The organism is Corynebacterium sp. HMSC30G07, assembly GCF_001806945.1.
Lineage (GTDB): Bacteria > Actinomycetota > Actinomycetes > Mycobacteriales > Mycobacteriaceae > Corynebacterium > Corynebacterium riegelii.
Genome location: NZ_KV786480.1, coordinates 208,808 through 234,478 on the forward strand (window position 1 = coordinate 208,808; position 25,671 = coordinate 234,478).

The 25,671-nt window shown below is 58.3% G+C and carries 20 protein-coding genes; 8 read left to right on the forward strand and 12 right to left on the reverse strand.

Annotation, left to right across the window (positions count from 1 at the left end):
• Window positions 1-4: 4 nt before the first annotated feature.
• A complete protein-coding gene (gene glnA, locus HMPREF3104_RS11160) occupies window positions 5-1,441 on the reverse strand; it encodes a type I glutamate--ammonia ligase (protein ID WP_052203545.1) in 1,437 nt (478 codons plus the stop codon).
• A 70-nt stretch (window positions 1,442-1,511) separates the two neighbouring features.
• Between glnA and HMPREF3104_RS11165 the strand changes: the two genes are divergently transcribed.
• On the forward strand, window positions 1,512-1,934 hold the full coding sequence (locus tag HMPREF3104_RS11165; protein WP_052203547.1) for an RDD family protein: 423 nt from the start codon (window positions 1,512-1,514) through the stop codon (window positions 1,932-1,934).
• Window positions 1,935-1,944: 10 nt separating this feature from the next.
• Here HMPREF3104_RS11165 and HMPREF3104_RS11170 read toward each other — a convergent pair whose 3' ends face one another.
• The 7 genes from HMPREF3104_RS11170 to HMPREF3104_RS11200 are packed head-to-tail and all read right to left on the reverse strand — an operon-like array spanning window position 1,945 to window position 9,750.
• Window positions 1,945-3,249 carry a threonine/serine exporter family protein gene (locus HMPREF3104_RS11170; protein ID WP_070495962.1) on the reverse strand — a complete coding sequence of 435 codons (1,305 nt, stop codon included), beginning with the start codon at window positions 3,247-3,249 and terminating at the stop codon, window positions 1,945-1,947.
• A gap of 25 nt (window positions 3,250-3,274) precedes the next feature.
• On the reverse strand, window positions 3,275-4,063 hold the full coding sequence (locus HMPREF3104_RS11175) for a DUF4191 domain-containing protein (RefSeq protein WP_070496057.1): 789 nt from the start codon (window positions 4,061-4,063) through the stop codon (window positions 3,275-3,277).
• A gap of 10 nt (window positions 4,064-4,073) precedes the next feature.
• Window positions 4,074-5,117: a lipoyl synthase gene (lipA, locus tag HMPREF3104_RS11180; RefSeq protein WP_052203551.1), complete on the reverse strand. Its 1,044-nt coding sequence runs from the start codon at window positions 5,115-5,117 to the stop codon at window positions 4,074-4,076.
• A gap of 22 nt (window positions 5,118-5,139) precedes the next feature.
• Window positions 5,140-5,925, reverse strand: a complete 786-nt coding sequence (gene lipB, locus HMPREF3104_RS11185) for a lipoyl(octanoyl) transferase LipB (protein WP_070495964.1) — start codon at window positions 5,923-5,925, stop codon at window positions 5,140-5,142.
• A 36-nt stretch (window positions 5,926-5,961) separates the two neighbouring features.
• Window positions 5,962-7,314 carry an aminotransferase class III-fold pyridoxal phosphate-dependent enzyme gene (locus HMPREF3104_RS11190; RefSeq protein ID WP_070496059.1) on the reverse strand — a complete coding sequence of 451 codons (1,353 nt, stop codon included), beginning with the start codon at window positions 7,312-7,314 and terminating at the stop codon, window positions 5,962-5,964.
• A gap of 2 nt (window positions 7,315-7,316) precedes the next feature.
• Complete coding sequence (locus tag HMPREF3104_RS11195; protein WP_070495966.1) at window positions 7,317-8,201, reverse strand: glutamate ABC transporter substrate-binding protein; 885 nt, start codon at window positions 8,199-8,201, stop codon at window positions 7,317-7,319.
• A gap of 28 nt (window positions 8,202-8,229) precedes the next feature.
• Entirely contained in the window at window positions 8,230-9,750 is a 1,521-nt protein-coding gene (locus tag HMPREF3104_RS11200) for an alanine/glycine:cation symporter family protein (RefSeq protein ID WP_070495967.1), read from the reverse strand.
• 209 nt (window positions 9,751-9,959) lie between these two features.
• Here HMPREF3104_RS11200 and HMPREF3104_RS11205 point away from each other — a divergent pair, with 209 nt between their 5' ends.
• The 7 genes from HMPREF3104_RS11205 to HMPREF3104_RS11230 all read left to right on the forward strand — a co-directional run bounded on the left by HMPREF3104_RS11205 (window position 9,960) and on the right by HMPREF3104_RS11230 (window position 19,511).
• A complete protein-coding gene (locus HMPREF3104_RS11205; protein WP_070495969.1) occupies window positions 9,960-10,694 on the forward strand; it encodes a GntR family transcriptional regulator in 735 nt (244 codons plus the stop codon).
• A gap of 129 nt (window positions 10,695-10,823) precedes the next feature.
• Complete coding sequence (locus tag HMPREF3104_RS11210) at window positions 10,824-12,011, forward strand: NAD(P)/FAD-dependent oxidoreductase (protein ID WP_070495971.1); 1,188 nt, start codon at window positions 10,824-10,826, stop codon at window positions 12,009-12,011.
• Between the two features lie 26 nt (window positions 12,012-12,037).
• Window positions 12,038-13,462 (forward strand): 2-oxoadipate dioxygenase/decarboxylase, encoded by a 1,425-nt coding sequence (locus HMPREF3104_RS11215; protein WP_083279103.1) that lies wholly within the window; start codon window positions 12,038-12,040, stop codon window positions 13,460-13,462.
• Between the two features lie 33 nt (window positions 13,463-13,495).
• A complete protein-coding gene (locus HMPREF3104_RS11220) occupies window positions 13,496-15,025 on the forward strand; it encodes an L-piperidine-6-carboxylate dehydrogenase (protein WP_070495972.1) in 1,530 nt (509 codons plus the stop codon).
• A gap of 47 nt (window positions 15,026-15,072) precedes the next feature.
• Complete coding sequence (locus HMPREF3104_RS12985; protein ID WP_210386506.1) at window positions 15,073-15,672, forward strand: short chain dehydrogenase; 600 nt, start codon at window positions 15,073-15,075, stop codon at window positions 15,670-15,672.
• Between the two features lie 27 nt (window positions 15,673-15,699).
• Window positions 15,700-18,585: an FAD-binding and (Fe-S)-binding domain-containing protein gene (locus HMPREF3104_RS11225; RefSeq protein ID WP_070495974.1), complete on the forward strand. Its 2,886-nt coding sequence runs from the start codon at window positions 15,700-15,702 to the stop codon at window positions 18,583-18,585.
• The gene (locus HMPREF3104_RS11230; RefSeq protein WP_070495975.1) at window positions 18,582-19,511 is read left to right on the forward strand and encodes an ornithine cyclodeaminase family protein; all 930 of its coding nucleotides are present in this window, start codon (window positions 18,582-18,584) and stop codon (window positions 19,509-19,511) included. Before HMPREF3104_RS11225 ends, HMPREF3104_RS11230 begins: the two co-directional genes overlap by 4 nt.
• A gap of 4 nt (window positions 19,512-19,515) precedes the next feature.
• On the opposite strand, the gene gcvH is transcribed toward HMPREF3104_RS11230, so the two are convergent.
• The 4 genes from gcvH to sucB form a co-directional block, all read right to left on the reverse strand.
• Window positions 19,516-19,902, reverse strand: a complete 387-nt coding sequence (gene gcvH / locus HMPREF3104_RS11235; protein ID WP_052203570.1) for a glycine cleavage system protein GcvH — start codon at window positions 19,900-19,902, stop codon at window positions 19,516-19,518.
• Between the two features lie 3 nt (window positions 19,903-19,905).
• A complete protein-coding gene (gene gcvT / locus HMPREF3104_RS11240) occupies window positions 19,906-20,991 on the reverse strand; it encodes a glycine cleavage system aminomethyltransferase GcvT (protein WP_070495977.1) in 1,086 nt (361 codons plus the stop codon).
• A 2-nt stretch (window positions 20,992-20,993) separates the two neighbouring features.
• Window positions 20,994-23,861 (reverse strand): aminomethyl-transferring glycine dehydrogenase, encoded by a 2,868-nt coding sequence (gene gcvP, locus HMPREF3104_RS11245; RefSeq protein ID WP_246816425.1) that lies wholly within the window; start codon window positions 23,859-23,861, stop codon window positions 20,994-20,996.
• A 176-nt stretch (window positions 23,862-24,037) separates the two neighbouring features.
• On the reverse strand, window positions 24,038-25,671 hold a 1,634-nt coding region (sucB, locus tag HMPREF3104_RS11250; protein ID WP_246816426.1), incomplete at its 5' end, for a 2-oxoglutarate dehydrogenase, E2 component, dihydrolipoamide succinyltransferase.

Genomic DNA, 25,671 nt, shown 5'->3' on the forward strand with positions numbered 1-25,671 from the left:
TGCTCTAGCAGTCGAAGTAGAGCTCGAACTCCAGCGGAGTCGGGCGCAGGCGCGCCGGGGCGATCTCATTGTCAACCTTCAAACGGATGTAGGTCTCAATGAGGTCTTCGGTAAACACGTCGCCCTCGGTGAGGAAGTCGTGGTCAGCCTCAAGGGCTGCCAGGGATGCCTCCAGCGAGGTCGGTGCCTGCGGGATGTCCTTGGCCTCCTCCGGCGGCAGCTCGTAGAGGTCCTTGTCCACCGGTGCGTGCGGCTCAATACGGTTCTTAATGCCGTCCAGGCCAGCGAGCATCATCGCTGCGAAACCGAAGTACGGGTTGCCGCTCGGGTCCGGGGCGCGGAACTCAATGCGCTTGGCCTTCGGGTTCGTGCCCGTGATCGGGATACGGATCGCCGCGGAGCGGTTGCGCTGGGAGTACACCAGGTTGATCGGCGCCTCAAAGCCCGGAACCAGACGGTGATACGAGTTCAGCGTTGGGTTGGTAAACGCCAACACTGCACCGGCGTGCTCCAGGATGCCGCCGATGTACCAGCGCGCGATGTCGGAGAGGCCGCCGTAGCCCGATTCGTCGTAAAACAGCGGCTCCCCGTCCTTCCACAAAGACTGGTGGGCGTGCATGCCCGAGCCGTTGTCACCAGCCAGCGGCTTGGGCATAAACGTTGCCGTCTTGCCAAACTGCGTAGCGGTGTTCTTCACAATGTATTTGAAGTCCTGCAGGTCATCGGCCGCGTGCAGCAGCGTGTTGAAGCGGTAGTTGATCTCCTGCTGGCCACCGTTGCCCACCTCACGGTGGAAACGCTCGATGTTGAAGCCGCTCTTGGCCAGGTTGTGCACCATCGCGTCGCGCACTTCCACCGTCTTGTCGTGCGGCGGGACAGGGAAGTAGCCGCCCTTCCAGCGGTTCTTGTAACCCAGGTTCGGACCACCGTCTGGCTCAACCTCGTTGCCACGGTTCCACCAGCCCTCTTCAGCATCGATTTCGTAGAAGGCGCGGTTGCCTTCAACCTCGTACCGGATGTTGTCGAAGAGGTAGAACTCCGCCTCAGCGCCGAAGCTGCAGGTATCTGCAATGCCAGTGGACGCCAGGTACTCCTCTGCCTTCTTTGCCACGTTGCGCGGGTCGCGCGAGAACGCCTCGTGCGTGAATGGGTCATTGACAAAGAACTTCATGTTCAGCGTCTTCGACGCACGGAACAGGTCTAGGCGTGCTGTTGCCAGATCCGGCATCAGCGTCATGTCGGATTCTTCGATGGTGGTGAAACCACGGATGGAAGAGCCGTCGAATGCGAGGCCTTCCTCCATCACATCTTCATCAAACATGGAGGCGGGGATGGAGAAGTGGTGCTCGATTCCCGGAACATCGGTGAATCTAACATCGATGAACTCGACCTCTTCGTCGCGAATGAATTTTTGTACGTCTTCGATGTTTTCGAAGCCCACGGGTGTCTCCTTCGGATGTAAAACAGTGGTATCAATTTTAGACAAAACATGGCCCGCTAGTGTGTGAGACATGTATGAAGATGACGCGGTGCCCTCATATCCGGGTGAATTTTTGGGTATGCCGGAAAGCGGCTCTGGCTCACAAGCGTCCGTGATGCGGCGCATGGTGGCAGTGCTGATTGACTGGCTGATCTGCCTTGCCATTGCCAGCTTTGCGGTCACCCAGACCGATGCGCTTGGCGATAGGGCCACGCTGACCTACCTGCTGTGGATAGCCATGGGAATCCTGTGTGGCTGGCTGTTCGCCCGCACTCCAGGCATGATGCTGCTGGGCATGGGGGTAGCCCGTGTTGATGCGGAAGAGCGAGTGGGCTTCTGGCGGGCTGCGGTGCGCACCATCCTGACAGGGTTCATTTTGCCCGCAGCTCTTGTCGACGCTGACGGGCGCGGCATGCACGACCGCGCAACCAACACCACCGTAATCAGGCTCTAGTAAGCAGGCTCTAGGTGTTAATTGGGAGCGCCGTCCCGTCGAGATGCTTGGAGAAGTTGATCTGGCGCGAAAACGCCCAATCCGGGTCAGTGATTAGGCGGGCGATGATCAACCCGCCGGCGATAAACAGCACCGCCAGGGTGACGTCAGTAAGCGCATAGAGCGCCTCGGGCGTATCACCGTTGGCAAAGTTCAACACCGCCCGATACATGGTGGGGCCCGGGATCATAACCACAGATGCCGGGATGGTCACCGTCACACGCGGCACACGCCCTACCTGACCAAGCTGCGAACCAGCAACGCCAATAAACAGTGCCGCCATAAACGCTGCGAGGAACCCCGGCACTTCAAAGGCAATCAGCCACAAACGGCCCACGTTGGCGATCAGGCCGGTGGTTGCGGCGAGGAGCGCCATGCGTCGTGAAGAATTGAACAACAGCGCGAAACAGCCAACCGCGACAAAGGAAGCAAGCGCACCGGAAGCCAGGTACTGCCAGCTGTGCGCGTGGATCACGTCATCGGCCGGAGGGATGTCAGCCAGCATGGCCACCACCGTCACCGTCAGCATGATCACCACGATGACCTCAAGGGCGAACAAGAATCGTGGAATACCCGCAGTGAAGTCAAAACGCGCAAGATCCACAAACGCCGTAAACAGCGGAAAGCCCGGAATGAGAAACAGCACCGCGGCAATAAAACCAGGAGCGTACGCGGCGGGCACACCCGAAACGTTTCCCAAAAGCGTCGCCACAATCAAGTAAATAGAGCTGGAAACAAACGCCGCAACCGTAGTCACACCAAGCACGTTGAAGTTCTTGCGATGCAGCCACACACGCACGCACTGCCCACACGCCGCAGCCACGAACACCAACAGCGCCGCAACCCACCCAAACTGGTTCAGCACCGCAAAGCCCGCACACGCAAGGCCCGCCGACATCGCCGCCACCGACAGGGTCCACCGCGGGGTAGGGATCTGCTCAATCTCATCCAACGCGGCGTTGATCTCATCTGCAGTGTGATAATCCTGCAGCATGTTGTGGGTGGTGGTCTCTAGTGCCTCAATGCGGCTGGAGTTAACTCCGGGCAGCGGCACATCCGCCACCACCGTCTGAAACTGATCCCCATGGTGGAACGTGCAACTAATCGTGTTGAACCCCACCAGGACATCCGCGCGGTCAAAGCCCATCGAGCGCGCCGCACGCTTGACCGAACGGATCACGCGGTAGCTTGCCGCGCCTGCAGAGAGCATTAAAACGCCGAGGCGCAACGCAGTGTTGGCCTCGGCGGCGAAAGTCATGCGGGAGTCAGTAGCCATGACGTCTCACAATTGAGCGGGCGTTTTAGCGGCCCTTGCGCTCCTGCATACGACGCATCTTGCGGTTCATGCCCGACATGTTCTGTGCCTGACGAGGCAGCGGTCCACCAGGCAGGCCCGGCATATTGCCGCCGCGGGTACGCGCATCCATGGCATCCAGCTTTGCAGCCAGACCGTACACGTCATTCTTCTGGTAGTTCTTCGGCAGCTTCAGCAGGTGCTTCTGCAGGTCACGCACACGCACCTGGTCCTCGCCCTCACCGGCGTACACCTCATAGATAGGCGCACCAGCCAGCAGACGGTCCACGCGCTTGTGCTCCTTCGCCATCAGAGACTTCAGGCGATTCGGGTTACCTTCACCCACCAGGACCACGCCAGGGTTACCCACCACGCGGTGCACCGTGTCCATGTGGGTGTTTGCCTGCACGCCCGTCTTGGTCAGCCAGACAATGCCCATGGTGTTGCGCATGTTCTCCAGCGTCCAGCCGGCGGCACCAGGGGTGTCACCAACCTCGTCATACATCGAGGCCTCAAGGCGACGCGAGAACACGAACATGGCCAACACCACGCCAAGCAGCAGGCCCAGCACCAGCATATACCACTGGCCGCTCCAAAGCAGGCCAAGGAGGAAGAACGCAAGTGCAACGCCAAACACGCACGCCAACATGATCGGGATCAGCATCTTATCCCGCTTGCGCTGGATGTTGAACGCCTGGATCAGCTGCCCACGCGTCTGCTTGCCTTTCGCGCGCTTCGCGGCGCGTGCCTCTTTCTTGGCTGCCTTAGCAGCAGCCTTCGAATCCTCTTTAGCCATGCGACTCATGTTAGCGGGTGGTCACCGGGTGATCTTTGCTCTCCCCGTACTTCGCCAGCAGGGTAGAGGCCTCTTGGGCAGTTTCGCCTTGCGACGTCTCCGCCAAGTGCTTCAAATTCTCCGGCAGCTCAAGCCCACGGTGCTCCATGGCCTCCACGTAGAGCTTGCCCGCGCGGTAGGAGGAACGCACCAGCGGACCGGACATAACTGCGCCAAAGCCCATCTCGTACGCCGCATCGCGGTACTCAATGAACTCCTCAGGCTTCACCCAACGCTCAATCGGGTGGTACATCGGGCCCGGGCGCAGGTACTGGGTAATCGTGATGATGTCACAGCCAGCATCAACCAGGTCGTGCAGTGCCTCCATGACCTCCTCTTGCGTTTCGCCCATACCCAGGATCAGGTTGGACTTGGTGATCAGACCAAAGTCACGCGCCTGGCGGATAACGTCTAAGGAACGCTCATAACGGAACGCCGGGCGGATGCGCTTGAAAATACGCGGCACCGTCTCCAGGTTGTGCGCGAACACCTCAGGACGAGCCTCAAACACTTCCTGCAGAAGTTCCGGCTTGCCGGAGAAATCCGGAGTCAGGTTTTCCACGCCGGTGTGCGGGTTGAGCTCATGAATCTTGCGCACAACCTCGGCGTAGAGCCAAGCGCCCTCATCCTCTAAGTCATCACGAGTCACGCCCGTAATCGTGGAGTAATTCAGGTTCATCTCACGCACGGACTCGGCTACACGCAACGGCTCACCGCGGTCTAGCGGCTCCGGCTTTGCGGAGTTAATCTGGCAGAAATCACAACGACGCGAACAATTCGCGCCACCGATCAAGAACGTAGCCTCGCGGGATTCCCAACACTCATGAATGTTGGGGCAGCCAGCCTCCTGACACACCGTGTGCAGCGAGGCGCCTTTGACCTTCTGCTTCATGTCCTCATACTCAGGACCGGTTTTTACCGCGTTACGGATCCAACGTGGCTTCGTTTCAATAGGGGTCTGCGCATTTCTTTTCTCAATGCGCAACATCTTTCGGCCTTCAGGTGCTACAGTCACGCCCCCAACCGTAGTAGATATGTCAAGAGGGGCGCTTTCGCAGACCTTTCGACGGGTCAGGAGCAGAGCCAAACGAGTGGTCCGCCACGATGAGGTCGCCGGCGAGGGCGCGCGTTAAAGCGTCGATAAGCAAAGGCTCCATTGAATCTGGGGTGATGTCACGGCCAAGCTCAAGGCTCATCGTGGTCACATCCGCGTCATCGATGCCGCAGGCCACGATGTGGTTGTAGTGCTCAAGCGTGTTGTCACAATTCAGGCTCAGCCCGTGCATGGTCACCCCGCGTGTGATGCGGATGCCAAGTGCGGCGACCTTGCGGTCCCGCTTGGGCGCCGCCGGGTCCGCCGCCTCTGTCGTTGCAGGCACCCACACGCCGGAACGGCCATCAATACGCCCAGCGGTGGTCACACCAGCCTTGCGCACGGCCTCAATGATCGCCTCTTCGAGCCTGCGCACGTAATCAACCACATCCACCGGCTCCGCAAGCTTGACAATGGGGTAGACAACCAGCTGGCCCTCTCCATGCCACGTGATACGCCCACCACGATCCACAGTGACAACCGGCACCGGATACGACGGATCCGGCATATCCTCCGGCTGCGTACGCTTCCCGGCCGTAAACGTTGACGGATGCTCAAGCACCAAAAACGTATCCGGCACCTCATCCGCAGCACGCTTCGCAGCCAAATCAGCTTGCAGCGCCCACGTTTCGCGATAATCCGCCACACCTAACCTGCGCACCTCAATCGGCGCGCTGGAGGCGCGGATGGACTTATCAGCCGGGAAGAATGGATCGCGGGGAGCAGTCATGGATGAAAGTGTAATCCGGGCATCGCACGGATGGACCTAGGATGCCGAAGGTGCATGTTCCCGGATGTGGTGGGCAAGCACCCCAAGGCCGTCGCGGAAAAGCTCTTCACCAATGACTAATGGAGGGAGCAAGCGAATGACGCTTCCGTCTTGGCCACACGTCAACACGAAGACCCCATCCGCCTTGCAGGCCGTCGCGATCGCCTTAGTCACAGCGCCGTCTGGATTGCCTTCCTTATCGACGAACTCCAGCGCCCGCATCGCACCACGGCCACGCAACTCAGCCACATGGGGCAAGTCGCACAATGGGCCGAGAATCTCCTCTATCACCTCACCCATTTCAACCGCACGGTCAGCTAGCTGGAGCCGCTCAAGCTCATCCATGGATGCCAGCGCTGCTTCACAAGCGACTGGGTTGCCCGCGTACGTACCGCCGATGGAGCCGGCTGGGGGAGCGTCCATAATCGTGGCACGACCGGTGAGAGCAGAAATTGGCAGACCACCGCCCATCGCCTTCGCCGTTGTAATGAGATCAGGCACGACTCCCTGGTGCTCGCAGGCGTACCAGCGGCCAGTACGACACATTCCTGACTGGATCTCGTCGAAGACTAAAACGATGCCTTCCTTGTCGCACCAATCACGCAGCGCTTGCAAGAATCCCTCTGCAGGCTCGATGAATCCACCTTCGCCTTGGATAGGTTCGATCACCACCGCTGCAATGTCATCCGCACCAAGAGACCTATATATTGCATCGATGACACGCTTCGCAGCGTCAGGTCCGCTTTGGCCATCACGCAGCGGGTATGAACCCGCAAAGCGATACACGTCAGGCGCGAGAATGCCGAAGCCCTTCTTATACGGGACGTACTTCGAGGTCATGGTGACCGTGAGATGGGTGCGACCATGAAACGCGTTGTCAAAGACAATGACGCGGTTTCGCCCGGTGTAATAGCGAGCGACTTTCACAGCGTTCTCAATCGCCTCAGCACCAGTAGAGAACAATGCTGTGCGCTTTTCAAAGTCTCCTGGCGTCAGCTGGTTTAGCCGTTCGCATACTGCAACATAGGGTTCGTACGGAGAACCCAGAAAACAAGTATGCGTGTAACGGCGCAGTTGTTTCGAAGCACGTTCAGCTACTGCTTCATTGGAGGCGCCGACGCCGGCGACGCCCATGCCTGCAGCGAAGTCGATGATGGAATTTCCATCTACGTCTTTTAGGATGCCGCCGTCTGCATCAGCGATCCATCCCTGGAGATTCGGCTGCAAAGCCGCCATGCATGCTTCAGCTCGACGTTCAGATAGCTCTCGGCTCTTTGGCCCCGGCAGCTCGGTGACAAGGTTCCGGCGTTGCTCGATGCGGAACGTGAGGTCTGAATCAAGGTTGCGCATCATTATTTCTCCAGGAAGCTCAAGTCGCCAGGGGTAGCTTGATAAACGCCCTCTACAGCGTCCAAGTTTTCTTGGACGAACTTGTCAAAGGATCCGTCGTCATACATGGCTTGCAAAGCGGCGTTGATTGCAGACGTGCTGTCCTCATCACCCTTTTTCAGCCCGATACCGTAGTACTCCTCAGCGAAAGGAGCACCGTCTTTTTCTAACGGAATGACCTTGAATGTGCCAGGCGACTGAGCTGCGTAGCCACCGATAATCGTGGCGTCAGTGGTAATCGCGTCGATATTGCCCTGACGGAGTGCTTCGATGCACGAGGAGTTCGTGTCATACTCCTGAAGCTGAACACCCGGCATTTGGTCCTTGACACGTTGCGCAGGTGCAGAACCTGCAGTGGAACAGAGGATCTTACCGTCGAGATCCTCAAGTCCCTTGATATCCGAATTGGACTCCTGCACAAGCAGTGCCTGGTGGGTGAGCAGGTACGGCCCGCCAAAGTTGACCGACTCTGTGCGCGACTTGTTGATGGAATACGTCGCGGTCATCATGTCGACTTCTGCGTTCTGGATCAATGTTTCGCGCTGGGCTGCTGGGCCTTCTCTCCAGGAGATTGTTGGCTCATCCCAGCCGTTTGCCTGAGCAATGTGGTTGACAACGTAGGTCGAGATATCCACTTCCAAACCAGACATTGAGCCGTCCGGTTGACGCAACCCAAGCCCTGGCTGATCAAATTTCACGCCAAGGGTGACATTTCCTTCCTCAATATGCTGAAGCAACGGGCTACCGCTATCTGTAGCTGATGTGCCATCGCTACTCCCACAGGCGCTCAGGCCCAGGGCAAGACTCGCGGCGGCGATGGAACAAGCAATACGTGAGAACTTGGACATTTTGAACCCTTTCTTCCTTAAACGGGGGTTAGTACAGGCGACTCTTCGGGTCTTTGGGCATCATGCCGACCTGCTCAGCTTCAGGGAGTGGAGTGATCTCACCGGCAGCGAGAGCACGTCGGTACCCTGTGATCTCCCGCTTGAGCGGCTTCGCCAGAAGGTAGATACCAAGAATGTTCGGAATAGCGACCAAGAAGAACGTGGAATCTGAGAAGCGGGTCACGGTCTCAAGGCTCACCGCGGCGCCAACAACGATCATGATCAGGTAGACGATCTTGTAGCCGATCTCAGCAACCTTGTTGTTCTTGAACAGGTAGCCAAAGGTCTTCTCACCGTAGTAGGCGTAGGACAGCACGGTGGAGAATGCGAAGAGCACCACACAGATGGAGAGAATGATGGGGAACCAGTTGCCAACGGTTGCGAACGCGTTGGTGGTGAGCGTTACTCCATCCTGGCCCTCGTTGAGGTGCTCACCGGTGACAACAATGGCAAGAGCCGTCATCGTACAAATCACGACGGAATCGAGGAACGGCTCCCAAGCAGCGAGGATGCCTTCCTGGGTCGGCTTGTTGTTCTTGGTTGCAGAGTGGGCCAATGCTGCGGTACCGACGCCAGCTACGTTGGAAAACAGTGCACGCTGGACACCGACGATGGCGACGCCGAGCATGCCGCCGGCGATTCCTTGAGGGTTAAACGCGCCAGTAACAATGAGCTGGATCGCGTGAGGGATTTCGCTGATGTTGACCAAAATGACAGCGCTCACCGCGACTGCGTAAATGAGCGCCATCACTGGGACGAGTCGGGAAGTCCAACGAGCGATCGACTGGATGCCGCCGATGATGACCAATGCGGCTGGAATGAGAAGGAAGATGCCGATTAGCCAGGCGCGGCCTGCGAAGAAGGATTCATCGCCACCAGTGATTTCAGTGAGGTGCTGTGCCACCTGGTTAGCCTGGAAGATGTTTCCCGCGCCCATCACCGCAACAGCCATTCCTGCTGCGTAAAACGCACCGAGGAATTTGCCTAAACCTGGTTTGCCTTCCTTTTCCAAGCCGTCCCTGAGGACGTACATCGGGCCGCCAGAGACCGTACCGTCATCATTAACTCGGCGGTACATGGCTCCGAGTGTGGCTTCGGCGAACTTGAGGGCCATGCCGAGAGCACCGGCGATCATGATCCAGAGTGCAGCACCCGGACCGCCCACCGTGATGGCTACGGCGACACCGGCGATGTTGCCTAGACCCGTGGTACCGGCAAGTTCTGTTGAAGTGGCCTGAAAACTGGAAATCTGGCCCGGGTCGGACTTGCGAGCGAACTTGCCTTTGAGGATGTCGATGGTGTGGGGCAAGTCGCGGAGGGGGCGAATCCGGAAGTAGAAGTTGCAGAAGATCGCTCCCACAACCAGCCAAATGATGACGATTGGCACGTTCGTCCCGAACATCGGAATCGCGAAAAACACGATTTTTTCTAGTACGTCGACAAACGGGCCAAAGACGCCTGAAATCGCTTCATCAATACCTTGAGCTTGAATGTGCACTGTTGGCTGCATCGGAGTGTCCTTCCTGTAGGGAGCCGTTACATCAGCCTGGAATTGTGGCGTGCAGCACAGTATAGGGTGTGGGTTATCGATAAGTGGGCGGATTTGGTAAAAAATTTGGTGAGGACGAATTCTCAACGTGGGTTTTTGGCGGTACGATCCTAGAAATGTGCTGCTAGGAATGGTGGCACGGGCCCCTTTTTGATAGAGGACGGAACAGGATGTTGGAAGAAGTGCGCGGGGACGAATTGTTCCACATTGATCGCAGCACCCTGAAGGATTCGGTGCAGGCGATGCTTCGGGAGCTGTTGCTCAAGGGAACCTTCTCGCCAGGGGATATTCTCTCGGCAAATGCCCTTGCTAAACAGCTTCGTCTTTCGAATTCCCCTGTACGTGAAGCGATGCTGGCTTTGGTTGAGCGCGGCTTGCTGGAAGTGGAGCGGGGTAGAGGATTTCGCCTGGTTGAACTGTCTGAGCATGACATTCAAGAGGTGTATGAAATGCGCCGCCTGGTAGAGGTTGAGGCGGTGCGCAAGGCGGCGCAGATGCATCTGGATGACAGCCAGAAAGATGCGCTCTGGGGGCTCGCGCGGCGTACTGATGAGCTTGGAAACGTCAGCTCAGATGAGCAGCTGTTCCAATATTTGGAAGCGGATCAGCGGTTTCACATGTACATCGCTTCTCTCTCCGGCAACTCGCGTTTGGAAGCGGCTGTAGATAAGTTTCGGGATCAATCAAGGGTCAATGGTTACTACCTGCATTTATCTCGATGCGCTCTCCGTGGAACGGCGGATGAACACCTACGTATTGCGGATGCGATTGTCTCCCGCGACGTGCAGCGTGCAGTGGAGCTCATGATTGATCACCTTGAATATGCTCGCAACGTTGCGGGCCGTACGGAGGTGCCTCCGAGCTGGTATTCGGGGACGAAACCCGTGGTAGACGAGCGTTCGTAAAATTTTTTCCGAAACGGTTGCGGGCTGATAGTGACGCGGGTTACAGTCTGTTTGTCGGTTATCGATAACCGATAGATGTTTGGTGGTGATGCTAAACGTCTTAAGTCTTTCGAACGCGGAGGATGAAGCATGGGTGTGAAAACTGACCTGCGTTCCACGTATCAGCACCTCCAGCCAACGAGTGCTGACGTGGTCATCATCGGTGGCGGCATCATGGGTGTCAGCACTGCTTTTCACCTGGCGTCTAGGGGAGTGAAAAACATCGTTCTTCTTGAGCGCCACCGACTAGGCAGAGGTTCGTCCGCAAAGCCGATGGGCGGAGTGCGCGCGAACTTTTCGGATCCCAACAACGTGATGCTCGGCCAGCGCTCGCTGGAATCGTTCCGTACTTTTTACGAGGATTTCGGTACGAACATTGAGCTCACTCAAGTTGGTTATCTATTCCTTGCAAGAACAGAACAAGAAGTAGCCGATTTGGAACTAGCTACAAAAGTTCAGAATGAACTTGGGGTTCGCTCAAGGATGGTGGATCCGAAGGAGCTTGTGCAGATCAACCCCTTCGTTGATGAACAAGCTGTCCTGGCCGGTTCGTTTTCTCCGGATGACGGTTTTGCTTGCCCTGCAGCTGCCGTGAACGGATATGCACGCGCATGCATCCAGCTGGGAGTAACCATTCTGGATATGACAGAGGTTTTGAATATTGAGACCGGGCCAGATGGCGTGCGCTCAGTAGAAACAAACCTTGGTGTTATTTCCACTGACAAGGTTGTGTGTGCAGCTGGTGCCTGGAGTGCAGCGATTGGTGAAATGGCTGGCCATGTACTGCCTATAGAGCCGGTGCGCAGGATGATCGGCATTACGCCTCAACAGCCCCTGAAGCACCCTTCGGTGCCCTTTACTTTGGATCTGGGCACCAAAATGTACTGGCACAACTACTACAACGGCCTGCTTGTAGGCATCTCTCATGACACCGCCCCAGGGTTTGACCGGGACTTCACCTTTGAGTGGCTCGATGAGTTCAACGCTGCTGCATCTGTTGTCGCACCGTCCTTGATGAACCCCCGGCTTGATGAGGGATGGGCGGGCCTGTACGAAAACACGCCGGACCGCAACGCCATCATCGGTGCTTCTTCTAGGGTCCCCGGCTTCTTCTACATCACAGGCTTTTCTGGCCATGGATTCCTGCAAGGACCAGCTGCCGGCGAATTCATGGCAGACATCATTCAAGGAAAAGAATCATTCCTGCCGGCAGATGCTTTCTCGGTTGATCGCTTCGGTGATGAAGACCGTGAGCTTGTCGAAACAAACATCATCTAGACCGCACTACGCAGAGAGTAGAAAACATGTCTTTCGTTGAAACTTTTGAACTGCGGGCTCGCTTTGCCAAAGCTCTGTCCGGAATGTACGGAGAAGAGGTGCCCGCGTACAACACGCTCGTGGAAGTCTCGGAGGAAGTAAACCGCGACTTTATGGAGAAGATGGGCTCCGAGGCAGAGCGCCTTGGCACCTTGGGCCGCGTAACGGCAGAGCGACATGGAGCTATTCGCGTGGGCTCCGCTACGGAAATGCGCCAGGTGGCGCGCCTCTTCAGGGGTTTTGGAATGCATCCGGTGGGCTTTTATGACCTGCGGGATGCAGCGAAATCATCGGTTCCTGTCGTCTCAACAGCCTTCCGCCCGGTAGATAGGGAGGAGTTGGCTAAGAATCCATTCCGAGTATTCACCTCGATGCTCACCACGAATGATCCGCGCTTCTTTAACGCTAAGCTCCAGCAGCGACTTGAAGAGTTCATTGGTTCCCGAAATATTTTCAACGAAGAGCTGCTCGAGTTAGCTGATAAGGCCGCTGAACAGCGCGGACTAGAGGCTGAAGATGCTGACCGCTTTGTTGAGCTAGCTACCGCGGCGTTCAAGCTGAATGATGAACCAATCGATGATGAGTGGTACCGCATGCTGGAGAAAATCTCTGCAGTTGCTGCCGACATTGGCGGCGTGCGCTACACCCACATCAACCACCTCACTCCCCGCGTCCTTGATATTGATGCCCTCTACGAACGCATGGAGGCGCGTGGAATCACCATGATTGATGAGATCCAAGGGCCTCCGGCTTGGGACGGTCCGGATGTACTCCTGCGCCAAACCTCCTTCCGTGCATTGGACGAAGAACGAGTGTTCAGGTTTGCCGACGGCACAGTAGGACCTGGCTCCCTGCGAGTGCGATTTGGTGAAGTTGAGCAGCGCGGAATCGCGCTGACCCCGCAAGGTCGAGAGCTCTACGACGAGATGGTGGCTGAAACCGATGCCCGTCTCCAAGCAAATGGCGGAGTACGGACCGAAGTTGCACGTGGCGTCTGGCAGGAGCGTCTTCCAGATTCTGAAGAGGAACTGCGCAAGCGTGGCCTTGCCTACTTCACCTACGAACTGACCACCAGTGCTTCGGAATCTGGCAGCATTCAAAACCTGGAAGACCGCGAGTACTCCGTTGATGAACTCATTGAGGCAGGCATCGTGGAGGCAACTCCAATTGTGTACGAGGACTTCCTCCCACGTTCTGCCGCTGGGATCTTCCAGTCCAATCTGAAAGATGACGGTACGCGAGACAACGAGCAGGAAGGCACTGACTACGACATCCGTGCTCTTTCCGAAATCGTCGGAGAGGACATTCAAGAACCCTACTTCTACTACAGCGTTCAAGAGCGAGAGTCGCTTCAGGCGCTAGCGGAAGCGATTGGCCGGCCAGTGGCAACAACAGCGGCCGTACAGCAGTAAACCCACACGTCACCTAAAAGAGAGGAAAGAACTATGTCCACCGCAACCAACACCGACTTGAAGCAGATTGCCCTTGACGCCCTGGCAGCCTGTGGCGCTGATATCAATGCGCATAAGGCTGGTGGCAAGGAGCTGACCACCCGTACGCCATTGACTGGTGAATCAGTGCTGACCATTGGCAGCGATACCCGAGAGTCTGCAGAAGAAAAGGTAGGGAAGGCTCACGCAGCGTTTACCGCATGGCGCGAGATTCCCGCACCGAAGCGTGGAGACGTGGTGCGTCGCTGGGGTGAACTGCTGGTGGAGCACAAGCGCGACCTAGCGGTGCTGGTGCAGCTTGAGGCCGGCAAGTCAATGTCTGAGGCAGAGGGCGAAGTCCAGGAGATGATTGACATTTGTCAGTTTGCCGTGGGCCAGTCGCGGATGCTCTACGGCAAGACCATGCCCTCTGAGCGTCCCGGCCACCGCCTTATGGAGACGTGGCACCCGATTGGTGTTGTGGGCGTAATCTCCGCCTTCAACTTCCCGGTTGCCGTGTACTCGTGGAATACCGCACTGGCGTTGGTCTGCGGTGACACCGTTGTATGGAAGCCGTCTGAGCTGTGCCTGCTCTCTGCTATTGCTACTGATGCACTTCTGCGCCGTGCCATCGATGAGCTGGGATACGACAGCAACATCGTGCAGCTCATTGTGGGCGATCGAACTGTCGGCTCGGTGCTGGTTGAGGATCCCCGCGTTCCGCTCGTCTCCGCGACTGGCTCCACCCGAATGGGCCGTGAGGTTGGCCCTCAAGTTGCGCAACGATTCGGTCGCAGCTTGTTGGAGCTGGGAGGCAACAACGCCGGCATTGCAACTCCGAGTGCGGATATTGACCTCGCCTTGCGCGGCATCGTCTTCGCTGCAGCAGGCACCGCAGGTCAGCGTTGCACCACCATGCGTCGTCTCATCGTTCATGAGGACATTTCAGATGACTTGGTGGGGAAGATTGTTGAAGCGTACAAGACGCTCACCATCGGTGATCCCCGTGATGAGAGCGTCCTGGTCGGCCCACTGATCAACAAGGCATCGTTTGATGGGATGCAGGACGCATTGAAGCGAGCCAAGGAACAAGGCGGCGAGATCCTTGTCGGCGGCAACCGGGTTGATGTTGGGCACGAAGATGCCTACTACGTCGAACCGGCTGTTGTGCGCATGCCAGGACAGACGGAAGTAGTGATGGACGAGACCTTCGCGCCCATTCTTTACGTCATGACGTACTCCACCTTCGAAGAGGCAATTGAGCTTCACAATGGCGTACCGCAGGGCCTGTCCTCCGCTATCTTCACGCAGGACCAGACCGAAGCAGAGAAATTCCTCTCGGCTTCTGGTTCAGACTGCGGCATTGCCAACGTCAACATCGGTACGTCCGGTGCGGAAATCGGCGGCGCGTTCGGTGGTGAAAAGGAGACCGGCGGCGGACGTGAATCCGGCTCGGATTCCTGGAAGGTATACATGCGCCGCGCAACAAATACCGTGAATTACTCCGGTGAGCTCCCGCTGGCGCAAGGCGTGAAGTTCCTCTAAGCACTGGAAATAAACACAGGAAGATTGATCGAAAACGGAGGTTCAAAATGAGAGTTGTCGTTGTAGGCGCCTCAGGCACCGTAGGCCAAGCTGTTGCACATGCGTTTCGTCAGCAGGGCGACGAGGTCATAGAAGCCTCGCGGCGCTCCGAACCTCCGTTGGACATCACAGATCCAGCGTCAATTGACGCATTCTTCGATCACGTTGGCGCAGTAGACGCCATCGTTTCCGCCACTGGGTCAACGCCGTTCGTCTCAGTTAATGAGGCAACCGCGGAAGAATTCCAGAAGGGGTTGAGCAACAAGCTCCTCGGGCAAATTAACCTCGTCTTGTATGGCAAGAAGTACCTGAATGACGGCGGATCTATCACGCTGTCGGCGGGAATTCTCAACCACCACCCTGTGGGAGGATCCGTAATCTCTTCGACCGTCAACGGAGGGCTTGAAGCCTTTGCGCATGCAGCCGCGCTGGAACTGGAACGCGGACTCCGGGTGAACGGTAGTCAGCGCCTCTGTAATCGCCGAAGCACTGGACAGCTATGGGGAGTATTTCGTTGGATTCGAGCCGATTCCCGCAGCGCGTGCCGCGTCCTATTTTGTCCGCTCCGCCCACGGCATCGAAAACGGCGAAACGTTTCTCGTTTTTAGTTAGTGCGAGACGAAGGAGCTAGAGCAATGAGTGGTAGCGCGTTCAATCGGCTGGAGCCTTCGGTCTATTCGCGGATTGCGCGTACAGGGCTCAGGCGCGACATGATGACCCGAGCTGCCTACAGTTCGGACGCATCGATCTTCCGTCGTGTCCCAGCCGCCGTTCTAGAGCCGAAGTCGGCCGACGATGTCAGGGACGGTCTGCAGATTGCTGAAGAGTATGGTTGGCCTGTCATCGGTCGCGGCGGAGGGACCTCGGTCGCCGGCAACGCAATCGGTGACGGCCTAGTCATTGACACGTCGAGGTACTTCAACAACGTCATTAGCGTTGATCCAGACGCGAAGACTGCCGTGGTTCAACCCGGCGTGGTGTGCGACCACCTGAAAGAGGAAGCTGCGAAATACGGGCTCACGTATGGACCGGACCCTTCCACTCATTCGCGTTGCACCGTTGGTGGCATGGTGGCGAACAACGCCTGCGGCTCGCATTCCGTGGCATGGGGAACCTCAGCAGAAAACTTGGAGTCAATCCGACTCATGCTTTGGGGAGGTCGCGAGGTCGATTTCTTTCAAGGCGGTTGCTCAGACCCGCAGGTTGAAGCGAAGTTGCGTCGGTTTGTCGCTAAGAATGAGGCGCTGATTCGCGCAGAGCTGGGGCGCTTCCCGCGCCAGGTTTCCGGATACGGTTTGCACTACCTTCTTCCTGAACATGGGTTTGACTGCGCCCGCGCTGTTGCAGGTTCCGAAGGAACCTTGGGTATTATCACGCAGCTCACCGTGAATTTGGTGGAAGTACCGAAAACAAAGGTTTTGGCAGTGCTGGCCTTTGACACGGTCTTTGATGCTGCACACGCTGCCGCTAACCTCCGACTTCCTGGAGTGACAACCATCGAAGGAATGGGCGGCGACCTGCTTGCAGCCCTCCAATCCAAGGTTGGCCAAGGAGACGCGGGCAGCAACCTGCCTGGGCGCCGTAACGGTGAACCAGCCGGTGGGTGGTTGTACTGCGAGGTTGTTGGGGATACTGAGCAAGAGGCACTGGATCGCGCAGAGGCAGTAAGTAGGGCAGTGCCCACACGTGACTTCATCGTTGTATCCGATCCCGGAGAGATGCGGGACTTGTGGTGGATCCGGGAGGCATCAGCCGGCTTGGTTACTCGTTTGCCCGATGGCGGCGAGGCTTGGCCGAATTGGGAAGACTCCGCAGTGCCACCAGAGAACCTTGCAGATTACCTGCGGGACCTCTACGAACTGATGGCAAAGCATGAGCTTCGAGGCATCCCGTTTGGCCACTTCGGCGAAGGCTGTATCCACGTACGCATTTCCTTCGATTTTGGTAGCGAATCGGGCTTGGCTGTGTTCCACACATTCATGGAGGAAGCGGCTGCCCTGGTGAGCCGGTACGGTGGATCGCTTTCCGGCGAGCACGGAGACGGCAGGGCTCGTTCCCGTCTGCTCGGACACATGTACAGCCCTGAAATGCTTGAGCTGTTCGCGCAGTTCAAAGCAATTTTTGATCCCGATGGCAACTTCAACCCAGGCGTACTTGTCGCACCAGATTCCTACATGGATGGACTGCGTATGGGGAAAGAGCAGCGGACGCACGAGTTTCTGCCGATCACGCAGTTGCCGCAGGACAAGGGCTCGTTGGTCAACGCAGTAAACAGATGCGTTGGAGTATCAGCCTGTCGCTCTGATGCAGGCGCTATGTGCCCGTCGTTCCAGATCACCGGTGATGAGGTTCATTCAACCCGCGGGCGTGCGCGATTGCTTTCTGAGATGTTTCGTGGAGAGTCCATTGAGGGCGGCGCACGCAATGCTGCGGAGGTCGAAGAAGCGCTTGATCTCTGCCTTAGCTGTAAAGCCTGCGTGAGTGAGTGCCCGGTCAACGTTGACATGGCAACGTATAAGTCGGAGTTTCTCAATGAACGGTATCGAGGCAGGCTCCGTCCGATGGCCCACTACACCATGGGTTGGCTGCCATTGTTCGGCGCGATTGCTCACAAGATTCCAGGGCTTCCCAAGCTTATCGACGCCACAATGCGCAACTCCCTTACCGCGTCTTTGCTAGCCAAGGCCGGCGGTTTGGAAACTTCGCGGCCGCTTATTCGCTTTAGCCACACCTCCTTGCGTAAGTGGAACAAAAAGCGGGTTGCGCCAATGAACGTCAGGGAACGCGTGGTGTTGTGGCCAGATTCCTTCAACGAAAACCTGGATTCGCGCCCTGCTCAAGCTGCCATTGAAGTTCTTGAACTGTTGGGCTTTGACGTCCTCATCCCGGGCGGGTTTGTCTGCTGTGGTTTGACGTGGCACTCAACAGGACAGCTGTCCATGTCGAAACGCGTGCTGCAACATACGGCGAAAGTGATGAAGCCATACCTTGATCAGGGGCTGCCGGTCATTGGCATCGAGCCGTCGTGTACCACCATGCTTCGGACGGACGCGCCGCATTTGCTCGATGATCCTGACATCGCTCGTTTGGCACGCGCAACTGTCTCTTTCGGAGAGTTTGTCGCCCCGAAGCTTCAGGCAATTCCAGAGTTGAGCGAGGTCGTCACAGAGCAGTCGATTTCAGCACTGACGCAGGTGCATTGCCATGAGCGTGCCCTGGGAGATGCTTCCGCGAGTGCAGCGTTACTGGAAGCCCTAGGAGTTCAAGAAGAACGGATCCAAACCGGGTGCTGCGGTTTGGCTGGCAACTGGGGCTTTGAGAAGGGACATGGTGCGATGTCCATGGCACTGGGGGAGCGAGAGCTCTTCCCTAAAGCCCGAGAGGCCGCCAAGGAAGGTGGCATTGTTATTGCAGACGGTTTTTCCTGCAGGACCCATGTCCAGCAGGGAACCGGAGTCCAAGCCATGCACACGGCAGAAATCGTCGCTGAGATTCTTCGGAGGAAGGGAGCAACGTCATGAGTTCAATTGCATACATCAGTGGGGAGGAGCTCTTCCGTCGCGTGCGGCCAGCCCAAGCGGTAAACGCCTTGATTGATGCGCTCAACGCTGGATTCGACCCGGCTACGGACCTTCCACGCACGCGTTACGACGTTTCCGGCGGGCAACTGTTGCTGATGCCATCGACCGTCCCAGAGTACTTCGGCATCAAGGTGCTGTCCCTTGCTGATGACTCAGCGGCGAGGGGCATTCCCTTGATTCAAGGTGCCTACCTGCTTTTCGACGCCGCGTCGATGGCTCCCGTAGCAACCATCGATGGCGCAGCAATGACCGCATTGCGCACACCAGCTGTGTCCATTGCAGGTGTACGTCACCTTCTGGTGAAGTCTGCAGAGCCCTTGTCAGCGGTGATTTTCGGCACCGGGCTGCAAGCACGCCACCACGAGGCGACGCTGCGGGACGTCTTAGACGGAATACGTCAGGTAGATGTGACATACATCGGCCGTTCGCGTCCCGATGATGCCTCGCTGCACTGGTTTGAAAGCGGCAGCGGAGAGGCGGCGGCTGCCGTAAAATCTGCGGATCTTGTGATTACGGCAACGAGTGCAACAGAACCAATTGTTCAAGCCTCAGATTTGCGTGAGGACGCCATTGTGGTTGCTATGGGCGCGCATACTCCAGACACCCGTGAGCTAGCAGGCGACGTATTCGCAGGTGCCACGGTCATTGTTGAAGACGTGGATGTGGCAATGCGTGAAGCTGGGGATGTCGTGCAGGCAATTGCAGAAGGGCACATTGAAAAATCGGCGCTGGTCAGCCTTCAAGAGGCCGTAACAACCAGCACCGATTACACACAGGCACCCGGTCGAGTGGTGTTCAAAACCACCGGAATGCCTTGGGAAGATGTTGTGGTAGCGGCGGCGGCAATAAACTCCGCCGCCGAATAACAAACTAGACGCCGTTGGCTGCAGCGTACTCGTCTGCAGTCATCAGCTCTCCAACCTCGTCCACCTTGACCTCAAACAGCCAGCCTTCGCCGTAGGGGTCATTGTTAATGGTCTCGTATGCACCATCGATGTCCTCGTTGACCGCGGTCACGGTGCCGGTGACGGGGGAGTAGAGGTCAGACACGCTCTTGGTGGACTCGATCTCACCACAGGTCTCACCAGCGGTCACAGTGTCGCCCACAGCCGGCAGTTCAGCGAAGACAACCTCGCCCAGGCGGTCAGCAGCAACGTCAGTGATGCCAACGCGCACGGTCGCGCCCACAGCGGTGTCCGGGGTGGCGTTGATCCACTCGTGGTCCTCGGAGTAGTAGAAATCAGGGTTCAGAGCCATGACTTAAGCGTCCTTTCGCTTGTAGAAGGGGGTTGCACTAATGGTAAACGGGTAACGCTTCCCGCGGATATCAATTTCAACATCGGTGCCAATTTCCGCATGCTCAGGTTGCACGTGCGCAAGAGCAACTGGGTGGCCCAACGTTGGCGACGGCTGGCCAGAAGTAACCACGCCGATCTTGTCTTCCGTACCTGGCAGGAAGATCTCGGAGCCTTCGCGGGCTGCGCGGCGCTGCTCAGAAGTAAGCCCAGCGATGACCACGCTCGGCTCGCGGCCGGTGAGCGCGTCCTTGCCCACAAAGTCTGCCTCCTTCTTCGCAAACGCGCGGCCCATACCCGCCTCAACGGGGGTGATCTCGGTGGACAGCTCATGGCCGTACAGGGGCATGGATGCTTCCAAACGCAACGAGTCACGCGACGCCAGCCCACACGGCGTGCCGTGGTCAATCACTGCGTCCCACACCTTCTGAGCGTCTTCGCTGGAGCAGAACAGCTCAAAGCCGTCCTCACCGGTGTAGCCGGTACGGGCAACGAAGACCTCAACCTCTTCGCCGTTTGCACGCAGGGTGTTCCACGCGCCGGAGTAGTAAGGCAGGTCCGTTGGGTCATGTTCAAGCTGACCTTTGATCACCTCGAGCGAACCCGGGCCCTGCACAGCGACCAGGCCGAACTGATCGGTGTTGTTGCTCAGCTGCACGTCAAAGCCCTCCGTGCGCGCCTGGAACGCTTCCCACACCGCCGGGGTGTTTGCGGCGTTTGGCACAACCATGAAGTGGTTGTCGCTGAACTTGTAGGTAATCAGGTCATCGATGATCCCGCCGTCAGCGTTGACAATCATCGAGTACTTCGCCTTGCCGTCTTTGAGCGTGCTCATGGTGGAAATCAGGGCGTAGTCCAAAAACGCACCAGCATCCGGGCCCTGGACGTTGATCTCACCCATGTGGGAAAGGTCAAAGATGCCAACGCCATTGCGTACGGCCCTGTGCTCATCTAGCTCATTGCCGTACTTCAGCGGCATCTCCCAGCCACCGAAATCAGTAAACGTAGCGCCAAGCTTCTCGTGCGTGGCGTGAAGTGGGGTCTGTGCCATGGTTAATCCTCCTTATCCAAATCGATGTCGAACGCCTCCGGCGGCGGGCACGCACACTGCAGGTTACGGTCGCCGAACGCCTCGTCGATGCGGCGCACCGGCGGGAAGTACTTCGAACGCGCCAGCGTATCCACCGGGTAGGCGGCCTGCTCTCGTGAGAACTCGTACGGCCACACGTCACGGATCACGCTGATTGCCGTGTACGGCGCGTTGTGGATGACAGAGCGCTCGTACTCCACGGCACCGTCGATAATCTCCTGGATCTCCGCACGGATGGAGCGCATCGCCGCAATGAAACGATCCAGCTCAGCCTTGTCCTCAGACTCGGTCGGCTCCACCATCAGCGTGCCCGCAACCGGGAACGCCAAGGTGGGGGCGTGGAAGCCGTAATCAATCAAGCGCTTGGCCACATCGGCTGCTGTCACGCCAGACTGGTCCGTCAGCTCGCGCAGGTCCAGGATGCACTCGTGGCCAACCAAGCCATTGGCGCCGGTGTAGAGCACCGGGAAGCTGTCATTGAGCTCACGCGCAATGTAGTTGGCGTTGAGCACCGCGTGTGCCGTGGCGCTGCGCAGTCCCTCCGCACCAGACATGGCGATGTAGGACCAGGAAATCGGCAGCACACCCGCAGAGCCGTAGAGCGTGGATGCCACCGGCACGCCACGGGTGTCTTCTGGATCCGTCGGGTCGCCCGGCAGGAACGGAATGAGGTGCTCCGCCACGCCGATCGGGCCAACACCCGGGCCGCCACCACCGTGCGGGATGGTGAAGGTCTTGTGCAGGTTCAGGTGGGATACGTCGCCACCAAAATCGCCCGGGCGGGCTATGCCGGTCAGCGCGTTCATGTTCGCGCCGTCGATGTAGACCTGACCGCCGGCCGCGTGCACCTTGTCGCACACCACGCGCACGTCCTCCTCGTACACGCCATGCGTGGACGGGTAAGTCAGCATGATGGCGGCAACGTGGGAGCCGTACTTATCCAGCTTCTCTTCCAGATCAGTCAGGTCGATAGAGCCGTCTTCGGCAGTCTTGACCACAACCACGCGCAGGTTCGCCAACGTCGCCGACGCCGCATTCGTACCGTGCGCAGACGCCGGAATCAGGCAGATGTCACGCTCCGTGTCACCGTTTGCCACGTGGTAGGCGCGGATAGCCAAAAGGCCCGCCAGCTCACCGGTTGCACCAGAGTTCGGCTGCACGCTGACCTCGGCGTAGCCGGTGATCTCCACCAGCCAGGAACGAATCTCATCGATCAGCTCACGCCAACCCGTGGTGTACGCATCCGGCGTGTACGGGTGGACGTTGGCAAAACCAGGCCACGTGATTGCCTCAAGACCCGCGGTGGGGTTGAGCTTCATCGTGCAGGAACCAAGCGGGATCATCGTGCGATCCAGCGCCAAGTCCTTGTCACCCAGCGTGCGGATGTAGCGCATCATCTGGGTCTCAGAGTGGATGCTGTTAAACGTCACGTGCGTGAGGAACTCGGTTGCGCGCTCAAGCGCCTCCGGCAGGCGCGCCGGGGAATCAGTGACGGGGGAGTCCACCCCAAAGCCACCTAGAAGGGCTGCAACGTCTGCATCCGTGGTGTCCTCACCGAAGGACACTCCGACGGTGGTCGCATCAATCGGGCGAACCAGGTAGCCAGCCTCTGCAAGCGCATCCACAACGCTCTGCGCGTTGACTACTTCAACGGCGACGGTGTCAAAGAACTGCGCGTGCTTCACCTTCACGCCGCCGTTTTCAAGTGCGGTAGCGAAGTCAGCTGCACGCTGGTGCACCTCGCGTGCAATCTCCTTGAGCCCCTCAGGGCCGTGGTAGACCGCGTACATCGAAGCAGTGACCGCCAAAAGCGCCTGCGCGGTACAAATGTTGGACGTCGCGCGCTCACGGCGAATGTGCTGCTCACGCGTCTGCAAGGCCAAGCGGTACGCCGGGTAGCCCTCCGCGTCCTTAGACACACCCACCAGGCGGCCCGGAAGCTGACGCTGCAACTTTGCCTGCACTGCCATGTATGCGGCGTGCGGGCCACCGTAGAACAACGGCACACCGAAGCGCTGCGTCGAACCAATGGCAATGTCAGCACCCAGCTCACCTGGAGACTCCAGCAGCGTGAGTGCCAAGATGTCCGCATCTACGGCAACCAAGCCGCCACGCTCATGGATCGCCTCAATCACCGGACGCGGGTCAACAATGTCGCCCTCCGTGCCCGGGTACGCAAGCACTGCGCCAACCAGGTCTTCACCAACCACACCCTGGGTTAGATCAGTGACCTCGACCTCCAGGTCAATGGCGCGAGCGCGCTCGGTAGTCACCTTGATTACCTGCGGGTGCAGACGGGAATCCAGCAGCACCCGGCGGCCCTTCTTCACAGCGCGAGACATCAGGCCGACGGCTTCGGCGGCGGCAGACGCTTCGTCCAAAAGCGAAGCATTCGCAATATCCAACCCAGTCAGGTCCTGGACCATGGTCTGGAAGTTCAAAAGAGCCTCCAGGCGGCCCTGGGAGATCTCCGCCTGATACGGGGTATAGGCGGTATACCAGCCCGCATCCTCCACAACACCACGGCGAATCACCGGCGGGGTCAACGTGGAGGAAAAGCCCTGACCATAGAAAGCACGAAGCACGGTATTCTTACCGGCTAGCTCACGCAGCCGGTCCTGTGCCTCATACTCCGAAAGCGCCGCAGGAAGATCCAGCGGCTTGTCAGCCAAGATGCCGGACGGCACTGCCGCCGCGATCAACGCGTCAAGCGAGTCATACCCCAGCGCATCCAACAGCTCGCGCTGCTCATCCTGGTCCGGGCCAATATGTCGGGAAATGTAGTCCAACGAGAACTCCTTATCCAAGGCGTACAAATTACGCACCAGCATAGCTATTTACGCAAGGTACGTACGGGGTTTTTCATTCTCTGTAGGCAGCTCACAGTAAGCCCGTAGGTGCAGCGTGCGGCCGGTTTTGCATAGTATGCAGTAATGCGAAAACCCGGCACCGAATGTCGGTACCGGGCTTGCGTTTCCTAGGAGGTATCTAGGGGCTGGACTAAGACTTAGATGTCCAGGTCAGCCTCGAAGTTGCCTTCCTCGATGCGGTCCTTGATGGTGGTTACAAAGCGACCAGCATCTGCACCGTCAACCAGCTGGTGGTCGTAGGTGAACGGCAGGTAGCACATCTGGCGGATCGCAATGGAGTCAATGCCGTCCTCGGTCACAATGACCGGGCGCTTCTCAATCGCGGCGGTGCCCAGGATGCCGGCCTGCGGCGGGGTCAGGATCGGGGTATCCAGCAGCGCACCCTCGGAGCCAATGTTGGTCACCGTGAAGGTAGCGCCAGACAGGTCGTCCGGACGCAGCTTCTTGTTGCGTGCGCGCTCAGCCAGGTCTGCAATTGCCTTGGCAATCTCAGCCAGGTTGAGGTCCTGTGCCTTCTTAATCACCGGAACCAGCAGGCCCTGCGGGGTGTCCACAGCGATGCCGATGTTGACGTCCTCGTGGTAGGTGATCTCCTTGGTGTCCGCGTTGAAGGACGCGTTCACGTTCGGGTGGGAGACCAGTGCCTCTGCCGTGGCCTTCACAAAGAACGCCAGGTAGGTGATGTTGGCACCATGCTTTTCAACGAATGCCGGCTTGACCTTCTTACGCAGCTCCGCAACGCGGGTGACGTCCACTTCCTGGACGTGGGTGAGCTGTGCGGTGGTCTGCAGGGATTCGACCATCTTCGCAGCGGTGATTTCGCGGATGCGGTTGACCTTCTGCGTGGTGCCGATGAGCTCCTGCTTCGCCGGATCCACGGACTTGGTGGACCAGTTAGCGCGAGCACCCTTCGGCTCATCCTTTGCAGCAGCCGAAGCATCAGCAGCGGAACCGCCCTCAGCGGCAGCCAGGACGTCCTGCTTACGGATACGGCCGCCAACACCGGTGCCCTCAACCGTGCTCAGGTCAACGCCGTGCTTCTCAGCCAGCTTGCGTACCAACGGGGTGACGTACGGAACCTTGTCACCGCGGTCCTCCAGCTTGGCGGAGGTGTTCACGGACTCCTTGGACTCCTCGGCCTTCGGCTCTTCCTTCTTCGGCTCCTCGGCAGACTTCTCTTCCTGCTTCGGTGCCTCCTGCTTCGGCTCTTCCTTCGGCTCCTCAGCCTTTGGCTCTTCCTTCGGCTCGTCCGCCGGCTCTTCGGCAGCTGCGTCAGCGTCACCAATCACCACGATGGCCTGGCCAACGTCAACGGTGTCGTCCTCCTCAGCCAGGATCTCCAGGATGGTGCCGGCGACCGGGGAGGGGATCTCGGTGTCAACCTTGTCGGTGGAGACCTCCAAAAGCGGCTCGTCCACCTCAACGGTGTCACCAACAGACTTCAGCCAAGTGGTAATCGTGCCCTCGGTGACAGACTCGCCCAGCTCCGGCATATCAACCGTGGTGGACTTGCCAGAAGCCTTCTTCGGAGCGGCTGCAGGCTTCTCCTCCTGCTTCGGCTCTTCCTGCTTCGGTTCTTCCTTCTTCGGCTCCTCAGCCTTCGGCTCTTCCTTCGGCTCGTCCGCCGGCTCTTCAGCAGCCGCGTTCGCGTCACCAATACGTGCGATGACCTCGCCCACCTCAACGGTGTCGTCCTCCTGTGCCAGGATCTCAACCAGGGTGCCGGCGACCGGGGACGGGATCTCGGTGTCAACCTTGTCGGTGGAGACCT